Origin of the sequence: Algoriphagus sp. AK58 (assembly GCF_014324365.1) — a bacterium.
Taxonomy (GTDB): domain Bacteria; phylum Bacteroidota; class Bacteroidia; order Cytophagales; family Cyclobacteriaceae; genus Algoriphagus.
Genome location: NZ_QEIG01000008.1, coordinates 656069 through 678388, shown reverse-complemented (window position 1 = coordinate 678388; position 22320 = coordinate 656069). Strand labels below are relative to the sequence as shown.

Genomic DNA, 22320 nt, shown 5'->3' with positions numbered 1-22320 from the left:
TATGGGACAAAAGATTAACCCAATAGGATTTAGACTTGGTGTTATTAAAGGCTGGGATTCCAACTGGTATGGTGGAAAAGACTTTGCTGATAAATTATACGAAGATCAACAAATCCGTAAGTACGTCCTTGCCAGAATACCAAAAGGCGGAATTGCCAAAGTGATCATTGAGCGTACGCTTAAGAGAATCACCTTAACAATTCATACTGCCAGACCAGGTGTTGTGATTGGTAAAGGTGGAGCCGAAGTAGACAAGCTTAAAGAAGAACTTAAGAAGATCACCAACAAGGATATTCAAATCAATATCTTTGAAATCAAACGTCCTGAACTGGATGCAAAATTGGTAGGTGAGTCTATCGCACAGCAGCTTCAAGCTAGAATTTCCTTCCGTCGTGCCATGAAGCAGGCGATTGCAGCTACCATGAGAGTAGGTGCAGAAGGAATCAAAGTTAAACTTTCTGGTCGTCTGGGCGGTGCTGAAATGGCTCGTTCTGAAATGTACAAAGAGGGAAGAATTCCTCTTCATACCCTAAGAGCCGACATTGATTATGCGATCTCCGAGGCACTGACTGTGTACGGAATCATCGGAATCAAAGTGTGGATCTTCAAAGGTGAAGTTTATGGTAAGAGAGACCTTTCTCCAAACCAAGGTGCAGCAAACGAACCAAAAGGTCAGCGCACTCCTGCTCCTAAAGGAAGGGAGAAAGATGGTCCAAGACGCAGAAAAAGAAATAACTAATTTTCACCTTTCTAAGTGAGAAATCATGTTACAGCCGAAAAGAACTAAATATAGGAAGATGCACAAGGGCCGTGTCAAAGGTCTTGCTACGAGAGGCGCTGAGCTTTCTTTTGGCAACTTTGGCATCAAATCCCTTGAGCCAGGATGGATTACTTCTCGCCAGATCGAGGCAGCTCGTATTGCCATGACAAGAGCGATGAAGAGAGAAGGACAGGTTTGGATCAGAATTTTCCCTGATAAGCCTATCACTAAGAAGCCCGCAGAGGTACGTATGGGTAAAGGTAAAGGTGCTCCTGAATATTGGGTGGCCGTTATCAAGCCAGGTACTATCCTTTTCGAAGCTACAGGCGTGAGCCTAGAGACCGCTCAAGAGGCGTTGAGACTTGCGCAGCAGAAGCTACCCGTAAGTACAAGATTTGTTGTAAGAAGAGACTACGCTGAATAATCAGGAACTATGAAAAACACTGAAATCAGATCACTTTCAGCAAGTGAAATCGCCGAGCGACTTGTCGCTGAGCAGGAGAATCTTGGCAAATTGAAATTTGCCCATTCGATTTCTCCAATTGAGAATCCTAACAGAATCAGAGAGTCTAAGCGTCTGATCGCAAGATTGAAGACTGCATTACACTCCAAATAACTAGCTAACAGAAAAGAAAATGGCTACGATTGAGAGAAATCTTCGCAAAGAAAGAGTTGGGAAGGTCGTAAGCAACAAAATGGACAAGTCCATCACTGTAGCTGTAGAACGTAAGGTGAAACATCCAATCTACGGTAAGTTTGTTGCCAAGACTACCAAATTTATGGTTCATGACGAGAAGAATGAATGTAACCCAGGTGATGTGGTTAGAATCAGCGAAACTCGTCCGCTGAGCAAGAACAAGCGTTGGAGATTAGTTGAAATTATTGAAAGGGCTAAGTAATCATGATACAGCAAGAATCCAGACTAAGCGTTGCAGATAATTCCGGTGCCAAAGAGGTATTGGTCATCCGCGTGTTGGGAGGAACTAAGAAGCGTTACGCTTCTATCGGTGATAAAGTAGTCGTGACTGTAAAGTCAGCCCTATCTTCCAGCAACATGAAAAAGGGTACCGTTTCTAAAGCGGTAATCGTGAGAACCAAAAAAGAAATCCGAAGAAAGGATGGTTCTTATATCAGATTCGAAGACAATGCTGCCGTGTTGTTGAACAACAACGACGAGCCAAGAGGTACCCGTATTTTCGGACCTGTTGCCAGAGAGCTCAGAGAGAAGCAGTTTATGAAAATCATTTCCTTGGCACCTGAAGTACTTTAATCATGGAAAGAAAATTCAATAAGCAGCCAAAGCTGCATATTAAAACTGGTGACACTGTAAAAGTGATCTCTGGTGATGACAAAGGAAAAACCGGAAAGGTACTGTCAGTAGATACTGAAAAGAGAAGAGCGATTGTAGAAGGTATCAACATGATTACGAAACATGTGAAACCAACTGCAGCTAAGCCTCAGGGAGGTATCGAAAAGAAAGAAGCTTCACTTCATATCAGTAATCTGATGCTGGTAGATCCAAAAACCGGTGAAGCAACCAGAACAGGCCGTAAGGTAAATGAAAATGGTAAACTAGTGAGATTCTCAAAGAAAACTGGGGAGGTGATCAATGGCTAATCCAAGAATTAAAGAAAAGTATTTGAACGATATCGTTCCTGCTTTGAAAGAGAAGTTTCAGTACTCCTCTGTAATGCAAGTTCCGAAATTGACTAAGATCGTCCTTAATAAAGGTATCGGAGCTGCTGTAGCTGACAAAAAATTGGTTGACCAGGGTGTAGAAGAGCTCTCTTTGATCACAGGTCAGAAAGCTGTCGCCACTAAGGCTAAGATTGCAGTGTCTAACTTCAAGCTTAGAGAAGGAATGCCTATCGGAGCAAAAGTTACTTTGAGAGGTGAAAGAATGTACGAATTCCTTGACCGTTTGATGACTGTAGCACTTCCACGTGTTCGTGACTTCAAAGGAATTTCCGATAAAGGATTTGACGGCAGAGGTAATTACACTTTGGGCGTCACAGAGCAGATCATTTTCCCTGAGATCTCTATCGAAAAGGTAAACAGAATTTCAGGTATGGATATCACTTTTGTGACCACAGCCGGTACAGATGAAGAAGCTTTTGCTTTGTTGAAAGCTTTCGGAATGCCATTCGTAAATAAAAATAATCAAGAATAATCATGGCAAAAGAGTCCATCAAAGCTCGCGAGAGAAAAAGAGAAAGACTGGTAGCCAAGTATGCCAAGAAAAGAGCCGAGCTCAAGGCAGCCGGTGACTACGAAGCCCTTGACAAATTACCAAAGAATGCTTCTCCGGTAAGACTTCACAACAGATGCAAGCTGACCGGTCGTCCTAAAGGATACATGAGAAAGTTCGGTATCAACAGGGTAACCTTCAGAGAAATGGCGTCTGCTGGTAAGATTCCTGGTCTGACAAAGTCTAGCTGGTAAAATAACGACAGTAGTTTTTATTCTAAAAATCAATTCGTAACTTTGCACGCCCAATTCGGGTGGTGCTAGACTATACTAATATGACTGATCCAATAGCTGATTATCTGACCAGATTGAGAAATGCCATAAAGGCCTCTCATAGAATCGTTGAGATACCTGCTTCTAACATCAAGAAGGAGATCACAAAAGTTTTGCACGACAAAGGGTATATTCAAAACTATAAGTTTGAAGATAATGGACCTCAAGGCACTATCAAAATTGCTTTGAAGTACAACCCAACCACCAAGCAAAATGCCATCGTGAGTCTGGAAAGAGTTAGTACTCCAGGTTTAAGAAAGTATGCCAAGCATGATGAACTCCCAAGAGTGATCAATGGCCTTGGTATTGCTATCGTATCCACCTCCAAAGGTGTGATGACAGACAAAGAAGCCCGTACTGAAGGTATCGGAGGCGAAGTACTTTGCTACGTATATTAATTTACTATCATGTCTAGAATAGGTAAAAAACCAATAAATCTACCCAGCGGTGTTACTGTAGACGTGTCAGCTCATGGAACTGTCACTGTTAAAGGTCCAAAGGGTACACTGACTCAGGATGTGAATCCCGATATTCAGGTAAAAGTGGAGGGCAAGGATGTTGTCCTCTCTAGACCCACTGATTCAAAAAGACACAAGTCTATGCATGGTCTCTACAGAGCATTGATCAACAATATGGTCATCGGTGTTTCTCAGGGATACAAGAAGGACTTGGAATTGGTCGGTGTTGGTTACAAGGCTTCCAACCAAGGTCAAGTGCTTGAGCTTAGTTTAGGTTATTCTCACAGCATTTTTATGGCTTTGCCTAACGAGATCTCTCTTAAAACAGAGACTCCAAAAGGTAAAAACCCAGTTATCACTTTGGAAGGTATCGATAAAGAATTGATCGGTCAAGTCGCTGCAAAGATCCGTTCCTTGCGTAAGGTTGAACCTTACAAAGGTAAAGGGGTGCGCTTTACTGGTGAAAATGTTAGACGTAAGGCTGGTAAAACTGCCGGTAAAAAATAATAGGTTATGGCATTTAATAAGAATTCCAGAAGACTTAGAATCAAGCAGGGTATCAGAAGAAAGATTTCTGGTACAGATTCCAGACCTCGTTTGTCAGTTTTCAAAAGTAATACTGGCATCTATGCACAGTTGGTTGATGATCTTAAAGGCATCACTTTGGCTCAGGCTTCTTCTAAGGAGCTTGGATCCAAGGCTAATACGAATGTAACTGTATCCAAAGAAGTAGGTAAGAAACTTGCCGAAAGAGCAGTTGCCAACGGAGTGTCTGAAGTAGTATTTGACCGTAATGGCTACTTGTATCATGGTAATGTAAAAGCTTTGGCTGACGGTGCCAGAGAAGGAGGCCTTAAATTCTAATCAATATGTCTCAAGTAAGAAGAAAACCCATTAGGGCTACAGATACAGAATTGAAAGAGAAAGTAGTTGCTATCAACCGAGTAGCCAAAGTGGTAAAAGGTGGTAGAAGATTTTCTTTCTCTGCAATTGTCGTGGTTGGTGATGGCCAAGGAGTAGTAGGTTATGGTTTGGGTAAAGCCAATGAAGTAACAGACGCTATTACTAAGGGCATCGAAGACGCCAAGAAGAACTTGGTGAAGGTACCGGTATTGAAAGGTACTATTCCACACGAGCAAATTGGAAAATTTGGTGGAGGTTTGGTATTGATCAAACCAGCCGCTGCAGGTACCGGTGTTATTGCTGGTGGTGCAATGCGTGCTGTTTTGGAATCTGCAGGTGTTACCGATGTTTTGGCAAAATCTAAAGGTTCTTCCAACCCGCACAATGTGGTAAAAGCTACCATTGACGCTTTGGTTCAACTAAGAGATGCAATCTCTGTTTCTCAGCAGAGAGGTGTGAAAATGTCTAAAGTCTTTAACGGATAATCATCATGGCGAAGATTAAGATCACACAGGTAAAAAGTACGATTGATAGACCAAAAGATCAAAAAGCTACTATTGTAGCGCTTGGCCTAGGTCGTATCAGCAAATCAGTGGTAGTTGAAAATACACCACAGATTGCTGGAATGGTAAATAAAGTGAATCACCTTGTAAAAGTGGAGGAAGCTTAATATGAAACTATATACATTAACTCCAGCCGAAGGTTCGACCAAAAATCGAAAGAGAATTGGTCGTGGTACCGGTTCAGGTAGAGGGGGGACTTCTACTAGAGGTCACAAGGGAGCCAAATCAAGATCTGGCTATAAGACTAAAATCGGGTTTGAAGGCGGTCAGATGCCACTTCAAAGACGAGTTCCTAAATTTGGTTTCAAATCCTTAAACAAGGTTGAGTTCAAACCGGTAAATTTGGATACCTTGCAGTCCCTTGCCGAAGAGTTCAATCTTTCAGCGATCAACATGGAAGCTTTAGTTTCTCATGGATTGGCTTCAAAGAATGATAAAATAAAAATTCTTGGTGGAGGTGAATTGAAAGCCAAACTAGACGTGACTGCACACCAGTTTTCTGCTTCTGCGGTAGCAGCAATCGAAAACCTCGGTGGTACTGTAAACAAGATTTAAGTAAATGAAAAAGTTTATTTCGACAGTAAAGAATATTTTCTCAATCGAAGACTTGAGAGTAAGAATCCTGAATACCATAGGGTTTTTGATCATCTTCAGATTAGGTTCATTCATCGTACTTCCCGGCGTGGATCCATCCAAACTTGGTGGTGCTCCAGAAGGGATCTTCGGATTGATTGATACTTTTCTGGGTGGAGCGTTCAGCAACGCCTCTATCTTCGGTTTAGGTATTATGCCTTACATTTCTGCCTCCATCGTGTTGCAGTTGTTGACTGTCGGGGTACCCTATTTTCAAAAGATGCAAAAAGAGGGTGAATCTGGTAGAAAAAGAATCAATCAGATTACTCGTGTATTGACCATAGCCATCACGGTAGCGCAAGGCATCGGTTACGTAACGGCAACTATTCTTCCTACAGGAGCTGTTATGGTCAGTACCTCTCTTTTCATGTTTAGCTCTCTAGTTCTTCTCTCTGCCGGTACCATGTTTTGTATGTGGTTGGGCGAGAAAATTACAGAGAAGGGTATCGGTAACGGTATCTCTATGCTGATCATGATCGGGATCATATCCAGATTTCCTGGCGCCATCATCGCTGAAGGTTTGGAAAAAGGCTCTTCAGGGATGTTACTCCTGATTATTGAAGCAGTGGTTCTTTTCTTTGTGGTTGTTGGAGTGATTGCTCTGACTGAAGCTACCAGAAGAATTCCTGTTCAATATGCAAAACAGGTTGTAGGAGGTAAAGTATACGGAGGACAGCGACAGTACATTCCGATTAAAGTGAATGCTTCAGGTGTTATGCCTATCATTTTTGCTCAGTCATTAATGTTTGTTCCTGCCCTGATTGCACAGATTTGGGCCGGTGAAAGTGATATTGCCAATTACATTGGAACTACTTTCTCCGATTTCACTTCTTGGCAATACAATCTCCTGTTTGCTGCATTAATTATCATTTTCACTTTCTTCTATACCGCTATTACGGTTAATCCTGAGCAGATCGCGGAAGACATGAAGAGAAACGGTGGATTTGTACCTGGCATCAAGCCTGGTGCTCCAACCTCTGAATTCATTGATAGTATCATTTCTAAAATTACCCTTCCAGGTTCCGTATTGTTAGCTGGCGTAGCGATTTTACCTGCTTTGGCCATTATTGCTGGAGTTGGGAGTGAATTCGCTCAGTTTTATGGTGGTACTTCCTTGCTTATCATGGTAGGTGTCATCATGGATACTTTGAGGCAGATAGAGAGCTATTTGTTGATGAGACATTACGAAGGAATGATGAAAAGTGGTAATGTGAAGAATAATCCTTCGAATTACCAGGTAGCTTAAACATGATTCATTACAAGACTTCTGAAGAAGTTTTAAAAATTAAAGAAAGTGCCGACATACTTGGCCGTGCTCATGGAGAAATAGCCAAGCATGTTAAAGAAGGGGTAAAGACCTCTTTCTTAGATAAAATTGCTGAAGAGTTTATCAGGGATCACGGTGCAGTGCCTTCCTTTAAAGGTTACAACGGTTTTCCCTCCTCACTTTGTATTTCTGTGAATGAAGTTGTGGTTCACGGTTTTCCAAGTGATTATGAATTGAAAGATGGCGATATAATCTCAGTAGATTGTGGAGTCTTTCACCAAGGTTTTCATAGCGATTCCGCTTATACATACCCTATCGGTGAGGTTGCCCCTTCTGTCTTAGCATTACTTAAAGCCACCCGCGATTCACTCTATTTAGGAATTGAGCAGGCTAAATCTGGCAATCGTATTGGTGATATTGGCCATGCGATCCAAAAATTTGTTGAAGCTAAAGGCTATACAGTTGTTCGAGAGTTAGTCGGACACGGTTTGGGTCGAAAGCTTCATGAAGCTCCTGAGGTTCCTAATTATGGCAAAAAAGGCAGTGGCCCCTTGTTGAAGCAAGGAATGGTGATTGCAATTGAGCCCATGATCAATCTTGGATCACGAAATATTGTCCAAGAAAGAGACGGCTGGACTATCCGAACTGCAGATCGGAAACCTTCAGCTCATTATGAGCATACAGTTGCAATATTTGAAGATAGAACAGAGGTCTTGACGACCCATAAATTCATAGAAGAGATCGTTAAATTCTAATATGGCCAAACAAACATCAATCGAGCAAGACGGTACCATCACGGAAGCGTTGTCAAACGCGATGTTTAAAGTGGAACTGGAAAATGGGCATCAGTTGATTGCACATATTTCCGGTAAAATGAGGATGAACTACATTAAAATCCTGCCCGGGGATAAAGTCAAATTGGAATTGTCTCCCTATGATTTAACAAAAGGCAGAATAGTGTATCGATATAAATAGATTGACACGAAATCAAGTAAAAGATATCTGTCATGAAGCTGATACGCTACAATGCGAGATAACATGTGGCCGAAAAGTAAAATAATAATCATATGAAAGTAAAGGCATCTATTAAAAAGAGAAGTGCTGACTGTAAGGTGATCAGAAGAAAAGGAAAACTTTACGTCATCAATAAGAAAAATCCTAAGTATAAACAAAGACAAGGTTAATCATGGCTAGAATTGCAGGTGTAGACATACCAGACAATAAGCGCGGCGAAATTGGACTTACCTATATCTTCGGTATTGGTAGAAGCGCCGCCAGAGCGATCCTGAGCAAGGCCGGTATCTCTTTTGACAAAAAAGCCGGGGAGTGGAATGACGAAGAGTCTACCGCAATCCGTAACATCATCGCTGAAGAATACAGAACTGAAGGTGTATTGAAGTCAGAGATCCAATTGAACATCAAGCGTCTGATGGATATCGGATGTTACAGAGGTTTGAGACACAGAAAAGGACTTCCTGTGCGTGGTCAAGGCACTAAAAACAACGCCAGAACAAGGAAGGGTAAGAGAAAAACTGTTGCTAACAAGAAGAAGGCAACTAAATAAAACCTGATTTAGATTATGGCTCAGAAAAGAAACGATAAAGCAAAAGGTAAAAAGCGAGTAGTTAAGGTAGAAGCTGTAGGTCAGGCGCACATCAAAGCCTCCTTCAACAATATCATTATCTCCATTACCAATAATGCAGGTCAAGTGATCTCTTGGGCTTCTGCCGGTAAAATGGGTTTCAGAGGTTCAAAGAAAAATACTCCTTACGCTGCTCAGATGGCTGCTCAAAATTGCGGTCAGGTAGCTTATGATCTCGGTTTGAGAAAAATCGAAGTATTCGTAAAAGGTCCAGGCGCTGGTCGTGAATCCGCGATCAGAACTTTGCAAAATGTAGGTTTGGATGTGACTACAATTATTGATGTTACTCCACTACCGCACAACGGTTGTCGTCCTCCTAAGCGTAGAAGAGTTTAATTTTAAAAAAGTAACAGAATGGCAAGATATACAGGTCCTAAAGCGAAAATCTCCAGAAGATTTGGAGAAGCTATCGAAGGGCATAGCAAGGCACTTCAAAAGAAAAACTACCCTCCAGGCATGCATGGACGTGGTAGAAGAAAGAAGCAGTCTGAATATGCTGTTCAGCTTGCTGAGAAGCAGAAAGCTAAATACATCTATGGCGTATTGGAAAGACAATTCGCTAAAATGTTTGACATTGCTTCCAGAAAGTCAGGTATTACCGGTGAAAACCTCCTTCAGCTCCTAGAAGCTCGTTTGGACAACACCGTGTATAGATTGGGAATTTCTCCTACTCGTCGTGGAGCTAGACAGCTTGTGGGTCACAAGCATATCCTGGTAAATGGTGAAGTAGTAAACATTCCTTCTTACACCCTAAAGCCAGGTGATGTGATTTCCGTAAGAGAACGTTCTAAATCTCTTGAGGCGATTACTAGCAGCTTGGCTGGAAGAGGAGCAAACAGATATCCTTGGTTAGAGTGGGATAATGCTTCTTTGACAGGAAAATTCGTCAGTGTACCAGGCAGAGATGATATTCCTGAGAATATCAAAGAGCAGCTCATTGTCGAACTTTACTCTAAGTAATATTTTACTATTTTCAGCTAAAAAAAAACAGAACGAGATATATGTCCATACTAGCATTTCAAATGCCCGAGAAAGTGGTGATGGAGAAAGCCGACGACTTTCATGGCTTGTTCACCTTCAAACCACTTGAAAAAGGCTATGGAGTTACCATCGGTAACGCCCTGAGAAGAATATTGCTTTCTTCTTTGGAGGGATACGCCATCACTTCTATCAAAATCCCGGGAGTGGTTCACGAGTTCTCTACCATTGAAGGTGTAGTAGAAGACGTGACTGACATCATTTTGAACCTTAAACAAGTTCGATTCAAGAAAGTGCATGAAGCATTTGACGGAAAAATCACTGTTGAGATCAAAAATCAGTCTGTTTTCACCGCAGGGGACATTGCTAAGTTCACTTCTTCCTTTGAGGTTTTGAATCCTGAATTGGTAATCTGTCATATTGACGAAACCAAGAATTTCGAGATCGAGCTGACCATCGAAAAGGGAAGAGGTTATTTGCCGGCTGAAGAATCCAAACCAAAAGAGCAGGTATTTGGACAAATCGCTATTGACGCTATCTTCACGCCCATTAAAAATGTGAAATATAGCGTAGAAAATACCCGAGTAGAGCAGAAAACTGACTTCGAAAAATTGATCTTGGAAGTGACTACAGATGGTTCTATCCATCCTGAAAAGGCGCTCCAGGAATCAGCCAAAATTTTGATTCAGCACTTTATGTTGTTCTCTGACCAGACCATGGTCCTTGATTCTACCGGTGTTGCAGAGCCAGAGCCTATCGATGAGGAATTCCTACACATGCGTAAGCTGTTGAAGACTTCTTTGAGTGATCTCGACCTTTCGGTTCGAGCATTCAACTGTCTTAAAGCTGCTGATGTGAGAACTCTTGGCGACCTTGCCAAACTTGAAATTTCAGATATGATGAAATTCCGAAACTTCGGAAAGAAGTCTTTGGCCGAGCTTGAGCAATTGATCCAAGAGAAAGGTCTAACCTTTGGGATGGACATTTCTAAGTACAAACTTGATGAAGAATAATAAACAATGAGACACGGTAAGAAAATTAACCACCTTGGTAGGACTGCCTCTCACAGGAAGGCAATGCTTTCCAACATGGCAACTTCCCTGATTCTTCACAAGCGTATTTCCACTACGCTTGCCAAGGCTAAAGAATTGAAGAAGTTTGTTGAGCCTCTGGTGACCAGAGCTAAAGAAGATTCTACACACAATAGACGTATCGCTTTCTCTTACTTGAAAAGCAAAGAGGCTATCAAAGCACTTTTCGGAGAGGTAATTGAAAAAGTAGGTACCCGTCCAGGTGGATATACCAGAATTATCAAAACTGGTTTCCGACTAGGTGACAACGCTGAGATGTGTATCATCGAATTGGTAGATTTCAATGAATTAATGTTGAAGGACGCGAAGCCTGCTAAGAAAACTACCAGAAGATCCAGAAGATCTTCAGGAAAAGCAGCTGAAGCCCCTGCTGCTTCTGCATCTTCAGAAGCTAGTGCTGAAAGCGACAACGAAGAAAAATAAATTGAAAGAGTACCTTAAATATCAAAAGGATTGGACAGCCGTTCAATCCTTTTTTTATATCCATGCTTAATACCCTCCTTCCCAAGAATTATTAACTTTGGGCAATCTTCAAAGAAATGATTAAACAAAAAGCTACCCTTCTTCTTGCTGACGGGACAGTATTCCACGGCTCCCTAATCGGTAAATCCGGCACCAACGGTGGAGAAATCTGCTTCAATACAGGTATGACAGGTTATCAGGAAATATACACTGACCCATCTTATACCGGGCAAATTGTAGTGACTACCACTTCCCATATCGGTAACTATGGTGTACATCCTGATGAAATCGAGTCTGATCACCCTTGTGTGGCAGGAATCGTAGTCAATAGTTTTTCTGAAGTCTATTCCAGATTAGATGCTTCAGGTTCTCTTCAAGACTACTTAGTGAAGTATGGTATCACCGGGATAGCCGACATAGACACCAGAAAGTTAGTCAGACACCTCCGGTCCAAAGGTGCAATGAACGCCATTATCAGTTCTGAATATGAAGGTAACCTAGAGGGACTTAAAGCTGAACTGGCAAAAGTCCCTGATATGAATGGACTGGAGCTTTCTTCTACTGTTTGTACCCAAGAGCCTTATTTCTTCGGAGATGAAAACTCCACTTTAAAAGTCGCTTGCCTAGATTTTGGGATTAAGAAAAATATTCTCAGAAACCTTGCTTCCCGTGGCGTTTACTGCAAAGTGTATCCGGCCAAAACCAAACTGAAAGAAATGGAAGAGTGGGGACCACAGGCTTATTTTCTTTCAAACGGTCCCGGAGATCCTGCGGTGATGGAATATGCCGTTGATACGGTGAAAGACATCCTTGATACAGGTAAGCCGGTGTTTGGAATTTGCCTTGGTCATCAACTATTAGCAGAAGCCGTAGGAATTAAAACCTATAAAATGCACCATGGCCACCGTGGTCTCAACCATCCGATCAAAAATCTACTTACCGGAAAAAGTGAGATTACTTCCCAAAATCACGGTTTCAACGTAGTGAGAGAGGACACTGAAAAGAATCCCCACGTGGAAATTACCCATGTCCACCTAAATGATAATACTGTTGCTGGTATCCGTCTAAAAAACAAGCCCGCATTCTCAGTTCAATATCATCCTGAATCATCCCCTGGTCCACATGATTCGAGATACCTGTTTGACGATTTTATTGCTCTGATTAACCAAAACTAATTCTAATAAACCTTTTAAAACTATGACGTTGATTCAATCAATTCATGCAAGACAAATCCTCGATTCAAGAGGAAACCCAACTGTAGAAGTCGATGTAGTAACTGAAAATGGTGCGTTTGGACGTGCGGCAGTACCAAGCGGCGCATCTACAGGTGTAAATGAAGCAGTAGAACTCCGCGACGGAGACAAAAGCAAATATTTGGGAAAAGGCGTTTTGAAAGCCGTATCCAATGTAAATGACATCATCGCACCTGAATTGGTGGGAATGGACGTATTTGAACAAAACACTATCGATCAGATCATGATCGACTTGGATGGTACTCCAACCAAAAGCAAGTTGGGTGCAAATGCTATCCTTGGAGTATCACTCGCTGTAGCTAAGGCTGCAGCTATGGAATCTGGTCAGCCGCTATATCGATACATCGGTGGAGTAAATGCCAATACACTTCCTGTTCCCATGCTCAACATCATCAATGGTGGTTCTCACTCTGATGCTCCTATTGCATTCCAGGAATTCATGGTTCGCCCGGTGGGTGCTGGCAGTTTCTCTGAAGCAATCCGTATGGGAGCTGAGATTTTCCATAATCTCAAGAAAATCCTTCATGACAAAGGCTTGAATACCTCTGTGGGTGATGAAGGTGGATTTGCACCAAATTTCTCCGGAGGTACTGAGGAGGCGTTGGCTTGTATTTTGGAAGCTATTGCAAAAGCAGGCTACAAGGCGGGTGATGACGTGACTATTGCCTTGGATTGCGCATCCTCCGAATTCTACAAGGATGAAAAATACGACTATTCCAAGTTTGAAGGTCCTACCGGAAAAGTTAGATCTCGTGAGGAGCAAGTAGCTTATTTGGCTGAATTGACCGAGAAATATCCAATCGACTCGATCGAAGATGGTTGTGCGGAAGAAGATTGGGAAGGATGGAAGATGCTGACTGCTAAAATAGGTGATAAAGTTCAGTTGGTAGGTGATGACCTTTTCGTGACCAACGTGAAATTTCTAAAAAGAGGTATTGAAGAAAAGGCGGCTAACTCTATTTTGGTAAAAGTAAATCAGATCGGAACCCTCACCGAAACGTTGAATGCCATCAGTATGGCTCATAAGGCTGGATTTACTGCTGTAATGTCTCACAGATCCGGTGAAACAGAGGATTCCACAATTGCCGATTTGGCAGTAGCTGTAAACTGCGGACAGATCAAGACCGGTTCTGCGTCCCGTTCAGACCGTATGGCTAAGTATAATCAGTTGCTTCGCATCGAGGAGCAATTAGGTGATGCTGCCGTATTCAAAGGCAGACTTAAGTAAGTTGATTTAAAGCTAAAAATCATAGACAGCCCCAAAAAGTGGGCTGTCTTTTTTTTGCATCATTTTTGTACCTTCACCATGGATGTGTAGTCTACCTATGAAGAAAATCCTGAAGTATACGGGCAATTTTTATGTGATATCTATTCTCTTCTTCCTTTTTTGGATGGTCTTTATCGATTCCAACAGTTTGATTATCCATTTTCGTTTGACCCAAAAATTATGGGATTTGGAAGATCAGAAGGAATATTACCAGCAGAAGAAAGTTCAAATCAAAGCTGAGAGAGAGGAGTTGATGAGTAATGCGGAGCTTTTGGAAAAATTTGCCCGTGAACGATACCTAATGAAAAAACCAACTGAAGATCTTTATGTCGTTGTCGAAAAGTAAGTTTTTAGCCATTTTCTTGTTAGGGCTGTTTTTTGCAACCACACAGTCCTTTGCTCAGCGTGAGATAGACCCTGAAGCCAAGCCTCCCTTGAAGGATAGAATGTACTTTGGAGGTAATCTTGGGCTCCAATTCGGTACAGTTACTTTTGTCGATGTGTCTCCCTTGGTAGGAGTGATGATTACCCCTCGATTATCAGGCGGGGTAGGAGCTACCTTTCAATATTATGACGATAGTAGGTTTCAGGGTTCTGAAGGAAGTTCCTATGGGGGCAGGCTATTTGGGAGATTCAATGTCCTGCCAAATATTTTCCTTCATTCAGAATACGAATCTATCAATTGGGAAACGTATGATTTCAACGTAGAGGATTTTCGCAGGACTTGGACCAACGCATTGTTTTTAGGGGCAGGTTACTTCGCTCCCTTCGGATCCAGAGGAGGCGCAAACTTTACTTTTCTGTATAATGTCCTTTATGACCGAGAAAATTCCTACTATGCAGAACCTTATGTAATTCGGGTTGGTTTTGTGCTATAACAGCTCCAACTTGCCTATATGAACTCCCTAGTCTCAAAAATATTCCGCACTCACCAAGAGTGCTCTGATTGTCCATCTCCGAAGGTTATTCAGCAGTTTTTTGAAGAGCTATTGGGGCTTCTTTTTCCCGAATATGCCTTACAAAAGGCCAAAAGCGAAGAAGAAGTAACTGCCCGATTAATACTTTTGAGAGAGCAGTTGGCAAGCATACTCTCACGAAATCACCATCTTCACACGGGAGTTGGCCCAGTTCTCGCAAAAGAGTTTTTTGATCGATTGGAGAGAATTTTTGATTGGGTTCACCAGGACGTTGATGCCATGTATGAAGGTGATCCTGCCGCCAAATCCAAAACGGAAATATTACGAAGCTATCCCGGATTCTATGCCATTGCAGCCTACAGGATAGCCAATCTCCTTCATGAGTTAGGGATCAAATTGATTCCAAGAATGATAACAGAGATCGCTCATAGCCGAACAGGGGTGGATATCCATCCTGGAGCTACGATCGGTCAATATTTTTGCATTGACCATGGTACCGGAGTAGTGATCGGGGAGACTACTGTCATCGGCAATCACGTCAAAATCTATCAGGGAGTCACCTTGGGAGCACTTAGCGTGGACAAGGCTGATGCAGACCAAAAGCGTCACCCGACCATTGAAGACAATGTAGTCATCTATGCAGGGGCCACGATTCTGGGCGGAAAAACCGTGATCGGGAAAAACTCCGTGATTGGGGGTAATGTGTGGCTCACCAGGTCTGTTCCTGCTAATTCCAAGGTCTATTATCAGACTCAGATCCATCATGAAGACGGTTTGGTGACAGACCGATATGTATTCAAAAATGACTTCGATGAAATGAGCCACTAGAATTGTATTCACCGCTATAATGGGTGAATACAATTCTAGTGTGCGAATTCCAAGCGACTATAAAATTCAAATCCTAGGCATGAGACTCTTTGAACTAATTGGCAATACTCCTCTGGTGGAGTTGGAGCACATACCCACCAATCCCAAGGTGAAAATCCTCTGCAAAATGGAAGGTCAAAACCCGGGAGGAAGTGTGAAAGATCGAGCTGCTTTTAATATGCTAAGATCTGCCTTGGATCGAGGAGAAATCAAACCTGGTGACAAACTTGTCGAAGCCACGAGCGGAAATACGGGGATTGCCTTGGCTATGGTAGCTAAAGTGCTTGAACTGGAAATGACCCTGATCATGCCGGACAATTCTACCAAGGAGCGAGTGCTCTCCATGGAAGCGTATGGGGCCAAAGTAATTCTCACTCCTGCTGCCAAGACCATCGAATATTCCCGTGTCCTTGCAGAGCAAATGCGTGAGGAGGATGGTTATTTTATGCTCAACCAGTTTGGCAATCCGGACAATTACCTCGCACACTACAAGACTACTGGCCCGGAAATCTGGAGAGATACCGATGGTAAGGTCACTCACTTTGTTTCTGCTATGGGTACTACAGGTACGATCATGGGAGTGTCCCGGTATTTGAAGGAAATGAATCCGGCTATTCAGATTGTCGGTACTCAACCGACGGACGGGTCTAGCATTCCGGGAATCCGTCGCTGGTCTCCCGAATTTTTACCGGCAATCTTTGAAAAAGAACGGGTAGATCGTGTGATCGACGTCAGCCAGCAACAAGCCACCGAGATGACCCGACGCATGGCCAAAGAAGAAGGAATCCTTGCCGGAATGAGCAGTGGAGGAGCACTTCATGCAGCCATCGAGCTTTCCAAAGAACTCGAAGAAGGCCTGATCGTCTGCATCACTTGCGATCGGGGAGACCGATATTTGAGCTCGGATTTATTCGGGTGATGGGTAAGGAGAAAACTGGGTGAAAGCCAGATGACTCTTGAGGTTCGACTTTTTGGAATGGGCTAAAGCCACATTCCTATTCAATCTGGTTACAGCCAAGGTCTTGCCTCCAGCTCATGCTGGAGGACAAGGAAATGTTCTCAGGCTATTTTTGATTTTGGTCCAGTCTCTAAAAAAATCGCTTCATCTTTTCCAATCCTTCCTTGACCACCACACCTGCATCCATCGCATAGTAGGTAGGATTGAAGAGCTCAAGGGAAAGGATGATTTGTCCGCCTTTCGACTTCAATGTATCTGCCAGTTCTTTCATCGGAGCGGCACCGTCTCCGGGCATTACCCGATCTTTGTCCTGCTGCTCGGTACGGGGAATGTCGGCGGGGAAGTCATTCATGTGAAAAATATCGATCGCATGTCCGTCCAGTAATTTCATCCCTTCAAACCCAGAACCTCCTCGGAATAGGTGATAGACGTCTGCCAGGATTTTGGCATCGGGATCGTCAGCAGCGGCGGCTACAGCCATCGCCTGACCTAGGTGAAAGAACGAAGGAAATGCTCCCCAAAACTCCAGCTGCGGCATGACACCGGTTTTTCTTCCCAGTTCCAAAAGCTTTTTATAGCGTTCACCAGCCTTTAACAGATCCAAGGGCGCATCTGTCCCAATGGCGGGTGCTGCTACTCGGGTACAGCCCAGTTCGGCCAGGATTCCCATTTCCTTTTCCATTTGGGCAAATCCGGCTTTACTTTTCTCTTCGTCCTGTGCCATCCAAGTTGGAAATCCGATACAGTCAAAAAACTCCAGTCCGGCGTCAGATGCAAGTTTTTTCAGAGAAGCAATAGTCTTCCCCTCCTTCACATAGGCTTCGATCTCCATCATCCAGGGCTCAAATCCATCGTAACCTGCCCGGGCTGCCAATTCGATGATTTGAGGGAGACTCAGTTTTTGACCTCGGATAGTGCTGGTATTGAGCGAGAATTTAAACTGGGTCGGTGCCTTAGGAGCTGGAGCTGCCTGTACTGTGTGAGCCATAGTAGCAAGCGGAGCGAGGGCCAGGGTTTTGAGGAGTTGTCTTCGTGAGGTCATAAGAGCATCATTTTTATCCGTTAAAAACTTCAAGAATCCATTTAAACATATTTTGAATAAATGGTTTCAATAAGAATTTTCAATCGTATTTTACGACATGCGAAAAATACTATTTTTCCTGAGTTCCGCTTTCTTTTTTATGAGTAACGGATTATCTGGCCAGGTAGCAGGTGAAAATTTACCCTACATTCCTGAATATCGGGAGCAGATTCCCTATTTCCAGGAACTTATCACGGGAGGCCAATATGCAGAGCCTTCTTCCTTGATCAAAGGAGACCCGTATTATGCCTCCCGTCAATTTGAGCGCGGCACGCTGAAGATTAATGGAATTACCTATCCCGAAGTTCCTTTGATTTACGACTGCTATCGGGACCAATTAGTTACATTTCACCCGATTTTCAACCAGAAAATACTGATCAAGCCTGAAAAGATCGATGGCTTCTCTCTTTCAAATGGACAAATGTTCAGGCACTTTTCCGGCAATGAATCCTATTTCCGTCATGGAAACGGAATTTACCAAGTAGTGGGAGAAGGAAAAGCATTTGCACTTGCTAAGCGCTACAAGACTACGAAGGCATTAAGAGAACTGTCTCGATTTGATGAAGAATATCTGGAAAAGGGAGAATTTTTTATTCTGAAGGACAACGTATTTACGTCCGTGAAAAGACCTTCAGATGCTTATATGGCTTTAGGCTTGGAGCCAAAAGTCTTTAAAAAAGAGCTGAAAGCCAAAGGAATTCAATTCAAACAAAATCCAGAGGGTTTTTTAAGTTATCTAGTTTCTCACCCTAGTCTGGATTGATGATGAAGAGATTTACAAAAGAGTTGATTTTTCTTTTTACTTCCTTTCTGTGCGTTCAAATTGGGTTTGCCCAGGAGGAAAATCGGATCACAGGATTTTTTCCGGGGGTTTCCTTTGAGCGCTTCACGGAATTGGTCGAGAAAGAGACCTCCTACCGGTTCTATTTCAAAGAAAGCGAGGTGACTGGACTGACGGTCAATCTGCAGGCGAACAACGATAAGTTGGAAGATGTGTTGGGTGTGATTTTTCTGAAAACAGATCTTAAGTTTTCTATTTCCTCTAGGAAAGAAGTATTTGTTTCCAAAAGTGAGAAGCTTCAAGTTGATTTTCTTCCCAATTATTTCCAAGCGCCCACGTCTGTGGGGACCGGTTCTGTGGCCCAGGATGAATTTGTGCGTAATCGACGCTACGTCATCGGAATTCCCGGCGCTGGTGCTGAAGCCAAACTGGTCGGCGTGGTAAGAAGCCTGGAAAACAACCAGCCTATCCAAGGGGCGATCGTCTATGAAAAAGAGTCGATGCGGCAGACCATCACCGATCAGGAAGGGAAGTATGAACTCAGTATTCCCAAAGGATACAAAACCCTTCTGGTGCAGAACATAGGTGGCTACACAGAGCAGCGACTTTTAGACCTTCAGGGAGATGGGACGCTTGATCTGAATATCGGTGAGGGAATTTTTTCACTCAATGAAGTGGTCGTGCGCTCCGGTGCTTTGACGAATGTGTCTCGTCCTGAAATGGGAGTACAGTCGCTTTCTGTCCAGCAAATGCGAAAACTGCCAGCGGTCATGGGAGAGGTAGATATTATCAAAGGAATTTTGACTATGCCCGGTGTGAATACAGCAGGAGAGGCTAGCGTAGGCTTTAATGTACGAGGAGGCGCTGCGGATCAAAACCTGATTCTGTTGGATCAAAACACCTTGTTTAACCCATCGCACTTGTTTGGATTTTTCTCCGCAGTCAATTCCGATATGGTGCAGGGGGTGGAGCTTTACAAGGCCGGAATTCCAGCCAGTTTGGGTGGAAGGCTTTCCTCTGTCTTGCAGGTGACTCCAAAAAAAGGAAGGACGGATAAAATCGGAGGCTCAGGTGGTATCGGACCGATGACGAGCAGATTGAGTATTGATGGACCGATAGGATCGAATACTACCTTTATCTTGGGCACGCGATTGACCTATTCGGATTGGTTGCTGGATTTTTTGGAAGATCGGATTGACTTGGGGGCGAGCCGTGCATTTTTTGCGGATTTCAATGGGGCTGTAGAGCATCGATTCAGTGAGAAAGATGCGATTCGTGTATCAGGCTATTTTAGTAAGGATGAATTCCAATTTGATCCGGATACGGTTTACAGTTATTCGAATAGAAATTTTGCGGTATCCTGGACCCATTATTTCAATGAAGACTTGGAGGCCACTTTTTCTGCCGGACAGGATGCCTATGATTTTTTGGTGGAGGGTGAAGATAATCCTCTAAATGCATATCAATATCGCTTCGATATCCAACAACAGTTCCTGAAAGCAGAGTTTCGTCAGGAGAAGGGTGATCGGCATATTTTGTCCTATGGTATTCATGGGATCTATTATCAGTTGAATCCAGGGAAAATCAATCCATTTGGTTCGGAGAGCATTGTCATTCCGGACCAGGTAGCTTCTGAAAAGGCCATGGATTGGTCGGTTTTCATAGGCGATGAATTTGAAGTCAATGAACAATGGACAGTGAGTGGAGGATTGAGGTATAATCTGTACCGCTTCCTTGGTCCTCAGACCTTGCCGGTCTATGCTCCCGGAGAACCCTTTTTGCCAGAAAATATTACCGGAGAGACTTCTTTCGGCAACGGTAAGAATGTCCAAACCTACCATGGACCTGAGTTTCGCTTCTCTGCCCGTTATGCGTTATCCAATTGGTCTTCGATCAAAGCAGGGGTAAACTCCATGCGACAGAACATTCACTTGCTGAGCAACTCTTCAGTGATCACACCTACCGATACTTGGAAGCTTAGCGATCCTTTCCTTAAGCCTCAGCGGGGAATTCAATATGCTCTGGGATACTTCCGAAATATGAAACAAGGCATGTATGAATTTTCTACTGAGGTCTACTATCGTACCATGCAAAACTTACTCGATTATAGGTCAGGAGCCCAAATTGTACTCAATGACCGAATTGAGCAAGAAGTTTTAGTCACGCAAGGCAAGGCATATGGGGCAGAATTTTATTTAAGAAAATTGGAAGGTAAACTCAACGGTTCCATAGCTTATACTTACAGCCGATCGCTTTTGCAAACTGATCAAACAGAAAGAAAAGAACAGATCAACCGGTCTGAATGGTATCCGAGCAACTTTGATCAGCCGCATAATGCCAATCTGGTGTTGAATTACGAGCTTAGCCGAAGGTTAAATATGACCTTGGCCAGTAAGTATAGTACCGGCAGGCCAGTCACTTTGCCAATCGCAAAATTTGAGTACGGAGGAGCTGAGCGGGTGTATTTCTCTGACCGAAACTCCTTCCGTGTGCCCGATTATTTCCGCATGGACTTCTCCATCAATCTGGAAGGGAATCACAAAGTCAAAAAGCTCGCCCATGCTTCCTGGTCTTTTGGAGTATACAATGTGTTGGGCAGAGATAATGCGTATTCGGTATACTATGTGCCGGAAGGTGGCAAGTTGCAGGGCTATCAGTTAGCGATTTTTGCCGAACCTATTCCTTTTATTACATATAATTTTAGATTCTGATGGGTAAAGGTTGGATATGGTTTTTTCTCCTGATAGGAATTTTTGGTGGGTGTAGGACGCCTTATGACCCCGAAATTCCCGCCACAGAGCTTCGGATTTTGGTGGTGGAAGGCTATTTGGACACCGATGGAAAGAAAAGTGAATTAAAGCTCAGCCGGACAGTTCCTCTGTCTGCGGAGGAGTCTTTGGTACCTGAACTTGGGGCTACCGTGCTTCTTCGGGGGCAGAGTGGGCAACCCTATCCCCTATCAGAAAAAGGGAATGGTATTTATGTTTTTGAACGGAATTTGGATGAAAACCAAATCTATGTCTTGGAAATCGTGCTTAAATCCGGTGAGCGGTATGCTTCAGAGGAATTGAAGCCTATTGTCACACCTGAGATTATAGATGGAGGATTCAGAAGGGATTCGGAGGGAGTGGAGGTTTTTGTGTCTACTCAAGGCAATTCAGATGCAGATGATTTTCTTTGGACTTTTGAAGAAACGTGGATCTACAGACCTAGAATCAGGACTTCCTACATCTATGACCCACAATTGAGAGACGTGAGGTTTAGAACCGCTGCAGAACAAAATTCACTTTGCTTCAAGACGGAACCAAGCCCTGATATTGTTCTGGAAACGAGCTCGAGGTTTCAGGATCAGGTGATTTTTCAAAAAACAGTCACAGAAATTCCTGAAGGGGATGAACGGATCATGGAACGGTACAGTATTTTGATCTCACAAAAAGGGATAGCTTCCAAGGATGTGCAATTTTGGGAGATCTTGAAGAAGAATACGGAAGATATTGGTTCGATATTTAGTCCTTTGCCTTCGCTAATCGGAGGCAACATCAAAAGTCTCGACAATAATCAGAATCCCGTCATTGGGCAGGTAAGCCTGGGGGTGATCCGCCAGATCAGAATCTACATCAATCGTTCGGAAGTAAGTCCTTGGAATTTTATCGATCCGGAGTTTAATGATTGTGTGATAGGGGAAGTAGCAGTTCAGAGGACGGATTACCAGGCCAGTTTTGGTAACGGGGATGTAGTTCCTGCACGGGAACTGATGGAGGGAACTACCATAATTGGCTTTTTCCCATCTACGCGAAGATGCACAGACTGCACCCTGTATGCTTCGCCGGTGCGTCCTGATTTTTGGGAGGATAATTGATCGGATATGAACAGGGAAATGAGAGTAACAAGGTCGGTAATTCGGTTGAGGTGGATTTTT

The 22320-nt window shown here is 43.2% G+C and carries 33 protein-coding genes; 32 read left to right on the top strand and 1 reads right to left on the bottom strand.

What is annotated here, in order from left to right; genetic code table 11:
- The first annotated feature begins 1 nt into the window (after position 1).
- The 29 genes from rpsC (at position 2) to cysM (ending at position 16500) form a co-directional block, all read left to right on the top strand.
- On the top strand, positions 2-739 hold the full coding sequence (gene rpsC / locus DDT91_RS09750) for a 30S ribosomal protein S3 (RefSeq protein ID WP_187175977.1): 738 nt from the start codon (positions 2-4) through the stop codon (positions 737-739).
- 25 nt (positions 740-764) lie between these two features.
- A complete protein-coding gene (rplP, locus tag DDT91_RS09745) occupies positions 765-1184 on the top strand; it encodes a 50S ribosomal protein L16 (RefSeq protein WP_111392751.1) in 420 nt (139 codons plus the stop codon).
- Positions 1185-1193: 9 nt separating this feature from the next.
- Entirely contained in the window at positions 1194-1376 is a 183-nt protein-coding gene (gene rpmC, locus DDT91_RS09740) for a 50S ribosomal protein L29 (protein WP_187175976.1), read from the top strand.
- Positions 1377-1395: 19 nt separating this feature from the next.
- The gene (rpsQ, locus tag DDT91_RS09735) at positions 1396-1659 is read left to right on the top strand and encodes a 30S ribosomal protein S17 (protein ID WP_187175975.1); all 264 of its coding nucleotides are present in this window, start codon (positions 1396-1398) and stop codon (positions 1657-1659) included.
- A 2-nt stretch (positions 1660-1661) separates the two neighbouring features.
- Positions 1662-2030 carry a 50S ribosomal protein L14 gene (gene rplN, locus DDT91_RS09730; protein WP_067544585.1) on the top strand — a complete coding sequence of 123 codons (369 nt, stop codon included), beginning with the start codon at positions 1662-1664 and terminating at the stop codon, positions 2028-2030.
- 2 nt (positions 2031-2032) lie between these two features.
- Positions 2033-2377 (top strand): 50S ribosomal protein L24, encoded by a 345-nt coding sequence (gene rplX, locus DDT91_RS09725; RefSeq protein ID WP_222718622.1) that lies wholly within the window; start codon positions 2033-2035, stop codon positions 2375-2377.
- Positions 2370-2930: a 50S ribosomal protein L5 gene (rplE, locus tag DDT91_RS09720; protein WP_187175974.1), complete on the top strand. Its 561-nt coding sequence runs from the start codon at positions 2370-2372 to the stop codon at positions 2928-2930. The genes rplX and rplE overlap by 8 nt, the downstream gene beginning before the upstream one ends.
- A gap of 2 nt (positions 2931-2932) precedes the next feature.
- Positions 2933-3202, top strand: a complete 270-nt coding sequence (gene rpsN / locus DDT91_RS09715; protein WP_111392757.1) for a 30S ribosomal protein S14 — start codon at positions 2933-2935, stop codon at positions 3200-3202.
- Between the two features lie 80 nt (positions 3203-3282).
- Entirely contained in the window at positions 3283-3678 is a 396-nt protein-coding gene (gene rpsH / locus DDT91_RS09710) for a 30S ribosomal protein S8 (protein WP_187175973.1), read from the top strand.
- Between the two features lie 9 nt (positions 3679-3687).
- Positions 3688-4245 carry a 50S ribosomal protein L6 gene (gene rplF, locus DDT91_RS09705; RefSeq protein WP_187175972.1) on the top strand — a complete coding sequence of 186 codons (558 nt, stop codon included), beginning with the start codon at positions 3688-3690 and terminating at the stop codon, positions 4243-4245.
- 6 nt (positions 4246-4251) lie between these two features.
- On the top strand, positions 4252-4602 hold the full coding sequence (gene rplR, locus DDT91_RS09700; protein ID WP_187175971.1) for a 50S ribosomal protein L18: 351 nt from the start codon (positions 4252-4254) through the stop codon (positions 4600-4602).
- 5 nt (positions 4603-4607) lie between these two features.
- The gene (gene rpsE / locus DDT91_RS09695) at positions 4608-5126 is read left to right on the top strand and encodes a 30S ribosomal protein S5 (protein ID WP_067544600.1); all 519 of its coding nucleotides are present in this window, start codon (positions 4608-4610) and stop codon (positions 5124-5126) included.
- 5 nt (positions 5127-5131) lie between these two features.
- On the top strand, positions 5132-5311 hold the full coding sequence (gene rpmD / locus DDT91_RS09690; RefSeq protein ID WP_067544602.1) for a 50S ribosomal protein L30: 180 nt from the start codon (positions 5132-5134) through the stop codon (positions 5309-5311).
- A gap of 1 nt (position 5312) precedes the next feature.
- Complete coding sequence (rplO, locus tag DDT91_RS09685; protein WP_187175970.1) at positions 5313-5759, top strand: 50S ribosomal protein L15; 447 nt, start codon at positions 5313-5315, stop codon at positions 5757-5759.
- A 4-nt stretch (positions 5760-5763) separates the two neighbouring features.
- The gene (secY, locus tag DDT91_RS09680; RefSeq protein ID WP_187175969.1) at positions 5764-7083 is read left to right on the top strand and encodes a preprotein translocase subunit SecY; all 1320 of its coding nucleotides are present in this window, start codon (positions 5764-5766) and stop codon (positions 7081-7083) included.
- Positions 7084-7085: 2 nt separating this feature from the next.
- The gene (gene map / locus DDT91_RS09675) at positions 7086-7859 is read left to right on the top strand and encodes a type I methionyl aminopeptidase (RefSeq protein WP_187175968.1); all 774 of its coding nucleotides are present in this window, start codon (positions 7086-7088) and stop codon (positions 7857-7859) included.
- Position 7860: 1 nt separating this feature from the next.
- Positions 7861-8079, top strand: coding sequence for a translation initiation factor IF-1 (gene infA / locus DDT91_RS09670; RefSeq protein WP_077346329.1), 219 nt, complete (start codon positions 7861-7863; stop codon positions 8077-8079).
- A gap of 92 nt (positions 8080-8171) precedes the next feature.
- On the top strand, positions 8172-8288 hold the full coding sequence (gene rpmJ, locus DDT91_RS09665) for a 50S ribosomal protein L36 (RefSeq protein WP_013927415.1): 117 nt from the start codon (positions 8172-8174) through the stop codon (positions 8286-8288).
- Between the two features lie 2 nt (positions 8289-8290).
- Positions 8291-8668 (top strand): 30S ribosomal protein S13, encoded by a 378-nt coding sequence (rpsM, locus tag DDT91_RS09660; protein ID WP_187175967.1) that lies wholly within the window; start codon positions 8291-8293, stop codon positions 8666-8668.
- A gap of 15 nt (positions 8669-8683) precedes the next feature.
- Positions 8684-9082, top strand: coding sequence for a 30S ribosomal protein S11 (gene rpsK / locus DDT91_RS09655; RefSeq protein ID WP_133557860.1), 399 nt, complete (start codon positions 8684-8686; stop codon positions 9080-9082).
- Between the two features lie 18 nt (positions 9083-9100).
- The gene (gene rpsD, locus DDT91_RS09650) at positions 9101-9706 is read left to right on the top strand and encodes a 30S ribosomal protein S4 (RefSeq protein WP_187175966.1); all 606 of its coding nucleotides are present in this window, start codon (positions 9101-9103) and stop codon (positions 9704-9706) included.
- A 41-nt stretch (positions 9707-9747) separates the two neighbouring features.
- Positions 9748-10737 carry a DNA-directed RNA polymerase subunit alpha gene (locus DDT91_RS09645; RefSeq protein WP_187175965.1) on the top strand — a complete coding sequence of 330 codons (990 nt, stop codon included), beginning with the start codon at positions 9748-9750 and terminating at the stop codon, positions 10735-10737.
- Between the two features lie 6 nt (positions 10738-10743).
- Entirely contained in the window at positions 10744-11238 is a 495-nt protein-coding gene (gene rplQ / locus DDT91_RS09640) for a 50S ribosomal protein L17 (RefSeq protein ID WP_187175964.1), read from the top strand.
- Between the two features lie 116 nt (positions 11239-11354).
- Positions 11355-12452 (top strand): glutamine-hydrolyzing carbamoyl-phosphate synthase small subunit, encoded by a 1098-nt coding sequence (gene carA, locus DDT91_RS09635; protein ID WP_187175963.1) that lies wholly within the window; start codon positions 11355-11357, stop codon positions 12450-12452.
- A gap of 22 nt (positions 12453-12474) precedes the next feature.
- Positions 12475-13758, top strand: coding sequence for a phosphopyruvate hydratase (gene eno / locus DDT91_RS09630; RefSeq protein WP_187175962.1), 1284 nt, complete (start codon positions 12475-12477; stop codon positions 13756-13758).
- Between the two features lie 97 nt (positions 13759-13855).
- On the top strand, positions 13856-14143 hold the full coding sequence (locus tag DDT91_RS09625) for a septum formation initiator family protein (RefSeq protein ID WP_187175961.1): 288 nt from the start codon (positions 13856-13858) through the stop codon (positions 14141-14143).
- Complete coding sequence (locus tag DDT91_RS09620; RefSeq protein WP_187175960.1) at positions 14124-14675, top strand: hypothetical protein; 552 nt, start codon at positions 14124-14126, stop codon at positions 14673-14675. Before DDT91_RS09625 ends, DDT91_RS09620 begins: the two co-directional genes overlap by 20 nt.
- Before the next feature lie 18 nt (positions 14676-14693).
- On the top strand, positions 14694-15542 hold the full coding sequence (gene epsC, locus DDT91_RS09615) for a serine O-acetyltransferase EpsC (protein WP_187175959.1): 849 nt from the start codon (positions 14694-14696) through the stop codon (positions 15540-15542).
- A 79-nt stretch (positions 15543-15621) separates the two neighbouring features.
- Positions 15622-16500, top strand: a complete 879-nt coding sequence (gene cysM / locus DDT91_RS09610; protein WP_187175958.1) for a cysteine synthase CysM — start codon at positions 15622-15624, stop codon at positions 16498-16500.
- Between the two features lie 169 nt (positions 16501-16669).
- Here cysM and DDT91_RS09605 read toward each other — a convergent pair whose 3' ends face one another.
- Positions 16670-17581, bottom strand: a complete 912-nt coding sequence (locus DDT91_RS09605) for a sugar phosphate isomerase/epimerase (protein WP_187175957.1) — start codon at positions 17579-17581, stop codon at positions 16670-16672.
- 97 nt (positions 17582-17678) lie between these two features.
- Here DDT91_RS09605 and DDT91_RS09600 point away from each other — a divergent pair, with 97 nt between their 5' ends.
- The 3 genes from DDT91_RS09600 to DDT91_RS09590 are packed head-to-tail and all read left to right on the top strand — an operon-like array spanning position 17679 to position 22260.
- Entirely contained in the window at positions 17679-18383 is a 705-nt protein-coding gene (locus tag DDT91_RS09600) for a hypothetical protein (RefSeq protein ID WP_187175956.1), read from the top strand.
- A 2-nt stretch (positions 18384-18385) separates the two neighbouring features.
- Positions 18386-21112: a TonB-dependent receptor domain-containing protein gene (locus DDT91_RS09595; RefSeq protein WP_187175955.1), complete on the top strand. Its 2727-nt coding sequence runs from the start codon at positions 18386-18388 to the stop codon at positions 21110-21112.
- Entirely contained in the window at positions 21112-22260 is a 1149-nt protein-coding gene (locus DDT91_RS09590) for a DUF4249 domain-containing protein (protein ID WP_187175954.1), read from the top strand. The genes DDT91_RS09595 and DDT91_RS09590 overlap by 1 nt, the downstream gene beginning before the upstream one ends.
- Positions 22261-22320 lie beyond the last annotated feature (60 nt).

Excerpts from the sequence above, each read along its gene's own strand:
- rpsC (WP_187175977.1), top strand. The coding sequence starts at position 2 with ATGGGACAAAAGATTAACCCAATAGGATTTAGACTTGGTGTTATTAAA.
- rplP (WP_111392751.1), top strand. The coding sequence starts at position 765 with ATGTTACAGCCGAAAAGAACTAAATATAGGAAGATGCACAAGGGCCGT.
- rpmC (WP_187175976.1), top strand. The coding sequence starts at position 1,194 with ATGAAAAACACTGAAATCAGATCACTTTCAGCAAGTGAAATCGCCGAG.
- rpsQ (WP_187175975.1), top strand. The coding sequence starts at position 1,396 with ATGGCTACGATTGAGAGAAATCTTCGCAAAGAAAGAGTTGGGAAGGTC.
- rplN (WP_067544585.1), top strand. The coding sequence starts at position 1,662 with ATGATACAGCAAGAATCCAGACTAAGCGTTGCAGATAATTCCGGTGCC.
- rplX (WP_222718622.1), top strand. The coding sequence starts at position 2,033 with ATGGAAAGAAAATTCAATAAGCAGCCAAAGCTGCATATTAAAACTGGT.
- rplE (WP_187175974.1), top strand. The coding sequence starts at position 2,370 with ATGGCTAATCCAAGAATTAAAGAAAAGTATTTGAACGATATCGTTCCT.
- rpsN (WP_111392757.1), top strand. The coding sequence starts at position 2,933 with ATGGCAAAAGAGTCCATCAAAGCTCGCGAGAGAAAAAGAGAAAGACTG.
- rpsH (WP_187175973.1), top strand. The coding sequence starts at position 3,283 with ATGACTGATCCAATAGCTGATTATCTGACCAGATTGAGAAATGCCATA.
- rplF (WP_187175972.1), top strand. The coding sequence starts at position 3,688 with ATGTCTAGAATAGGTAAAAAACCAATAAATCTACCCAGCGGTGTTACT.
- rplR (WP_187175971.1), top strand. The coding sequence starts at position 4,252 with ATGGCATTTAATAAGAATTCCAGAAGACTTAGAATCAAGCAGGGTATC.
- rpsE (WP_067544600.1), top strand. The coding sequence starts at position 4,608 with ATGTCTCAAGTAAGAAGAAAACCCATTAGGGCTACAGATACAGAATTG.
- rpmD (WP_067544602.1), top strand. The coding sequence starts at position 5,132 with ATGGCGAAGATTAAGATCACACAGGTAAAAAGTACGATTGATAGACCA.
- rplO (WP_187175970.1), top strand. The coding sequence starts at position 5,313 with ATGAAACTATATACATTAACTCCAGCCGAAGGTTCGACCAAAAATCGA.
- secY (WP_187175969.1), top strand. The coding sequence starts at position 5,764 with ATGAAAAAGTTTATTTCGACAGTAAAGAATATTTTCTCAATCGAAGAC.
- map (WP_187175968.1), top strand. The coding sequence starts at position 7,086 with ATGATTCATTACAAGACTTCTGAAGAAGTTTTAAAAATTAAAGAAAGT.
- infA (WP_077346329.1), top strand. The coding sequence starts at position 7,861 with ATGGCCAAACAAACATCAATCGAGCAAGACGGTACCATCACGGAAGCG.
- rpmJ (WP_013927415.1), top strand. The coding sequence starts at position 8,172 with ATGAAAGTAAAGGCATCTATTAAAAAGAGAAGTGCTGACTGTAAGGTG.
- rpsM (WP_187175967.1), top strand. The coding sequence starts at position 8,291 with ATGGCTAGAATTGCAGGTGTAGACATACCAGACAATAAGCGCGGCGAA.
- rpsK (WP_133557860.1), top strand. The coding sequence starts at position 8,684 with ATGGCTCAGAAAAGAAACGATAAAGCAAAAGGTAAAAAGCGAGTAGTT.
- rpsD (WP_187175966.1), top strand. The coding sequence starts at position 9,101 with ATGGCAAGATATACAGGTCCTAAAGCGAAAATCTCCAGAAGATTTGGA.
- DDT91_RS09645 (WP_187175965.1), top strand. The coding sequence starts at position 9,748 with ATGTCCATACTAGCATTTCAAATGCCCGAGAAAGTGGTGATGGAGAAA.
- rplQ (WP_187175964.1), top strand. The coding sequence starts at position 10,744 with ATGAGACACGGTAAGAAAATTAACCACCTTGGTAGGACTGCCTCTCAC.
- carA (WP_187175963.1), top strand. The coding sequence starts at position 11,355 with ATGATTAAACAAAAAGCTACCCTTCTTCTTGCTGACGGGACAGTATTC.
- eno (WP_187175962.1), top strand. The coding sequence starts at position 12,475 with ATGACGTTGATTCAATCAATTCATGCAAGACAAATCCTCGATTCAAGA.
- DDT91_RS09625 (WP_187175961.1), top strand. The coding sequence starts at position 13,856 with ATGAAGAAAATCCTGAAGTATACGGGCAATTTTTATGTGATATCTATT.
- DDT91_RS09620 (WP_187175960.1), top strand. The coding sequence starts at position 14,124 with ATGTCGTTGTCGAAAAGTAAGTTTTTAGCCATTTTCTTGTTAGGGCTG.
- epsC (WP_187175959.1), top strand. The coding sequence starts at position 14,694 with ATGAACTCCCTAGTCTCAAAAATATTCCGCACTCACCAAGAGTGCTCT.
- cysM (WP_187175958.1), top strand. The coding sequence starts at position 15,622 with ATGAGACTCTTTGAACTAATTGGCAATACTCCTCTGGTGGAGTTGGAG.
- DDT91_RS09605 (WP_187175957.1), bottom strand. The coding sequence starts at position 17,581 with ATGACCTCACGAAGACAACTCCTCAAAACCCTGGCCCTCGCTCCGCTT.
- DDT91_RS09600 (WP_187175956.1), top strand. The coding sequence starts at position 17,679 with ATGCGAAAAATACTATTTTTCCTGAGTTCCGCTTTCTTTTTTATGAGT.
- DDT91_RS09595 (WP_187175955.1), top strand. The coding sequence starts at position 18,386 with ATGAAGAGATTTACAAAAGAGTTGATTTTTCTTTTTACTTCCTTTCTG.
- DDT91_RS09590 (WP_187175954.1), top strand. The coding sequence starts at position 21,112 with ATGGGTAAAGGTTGGATATGGTTTTTTCTCCTGATAGGAATTTTTGGT.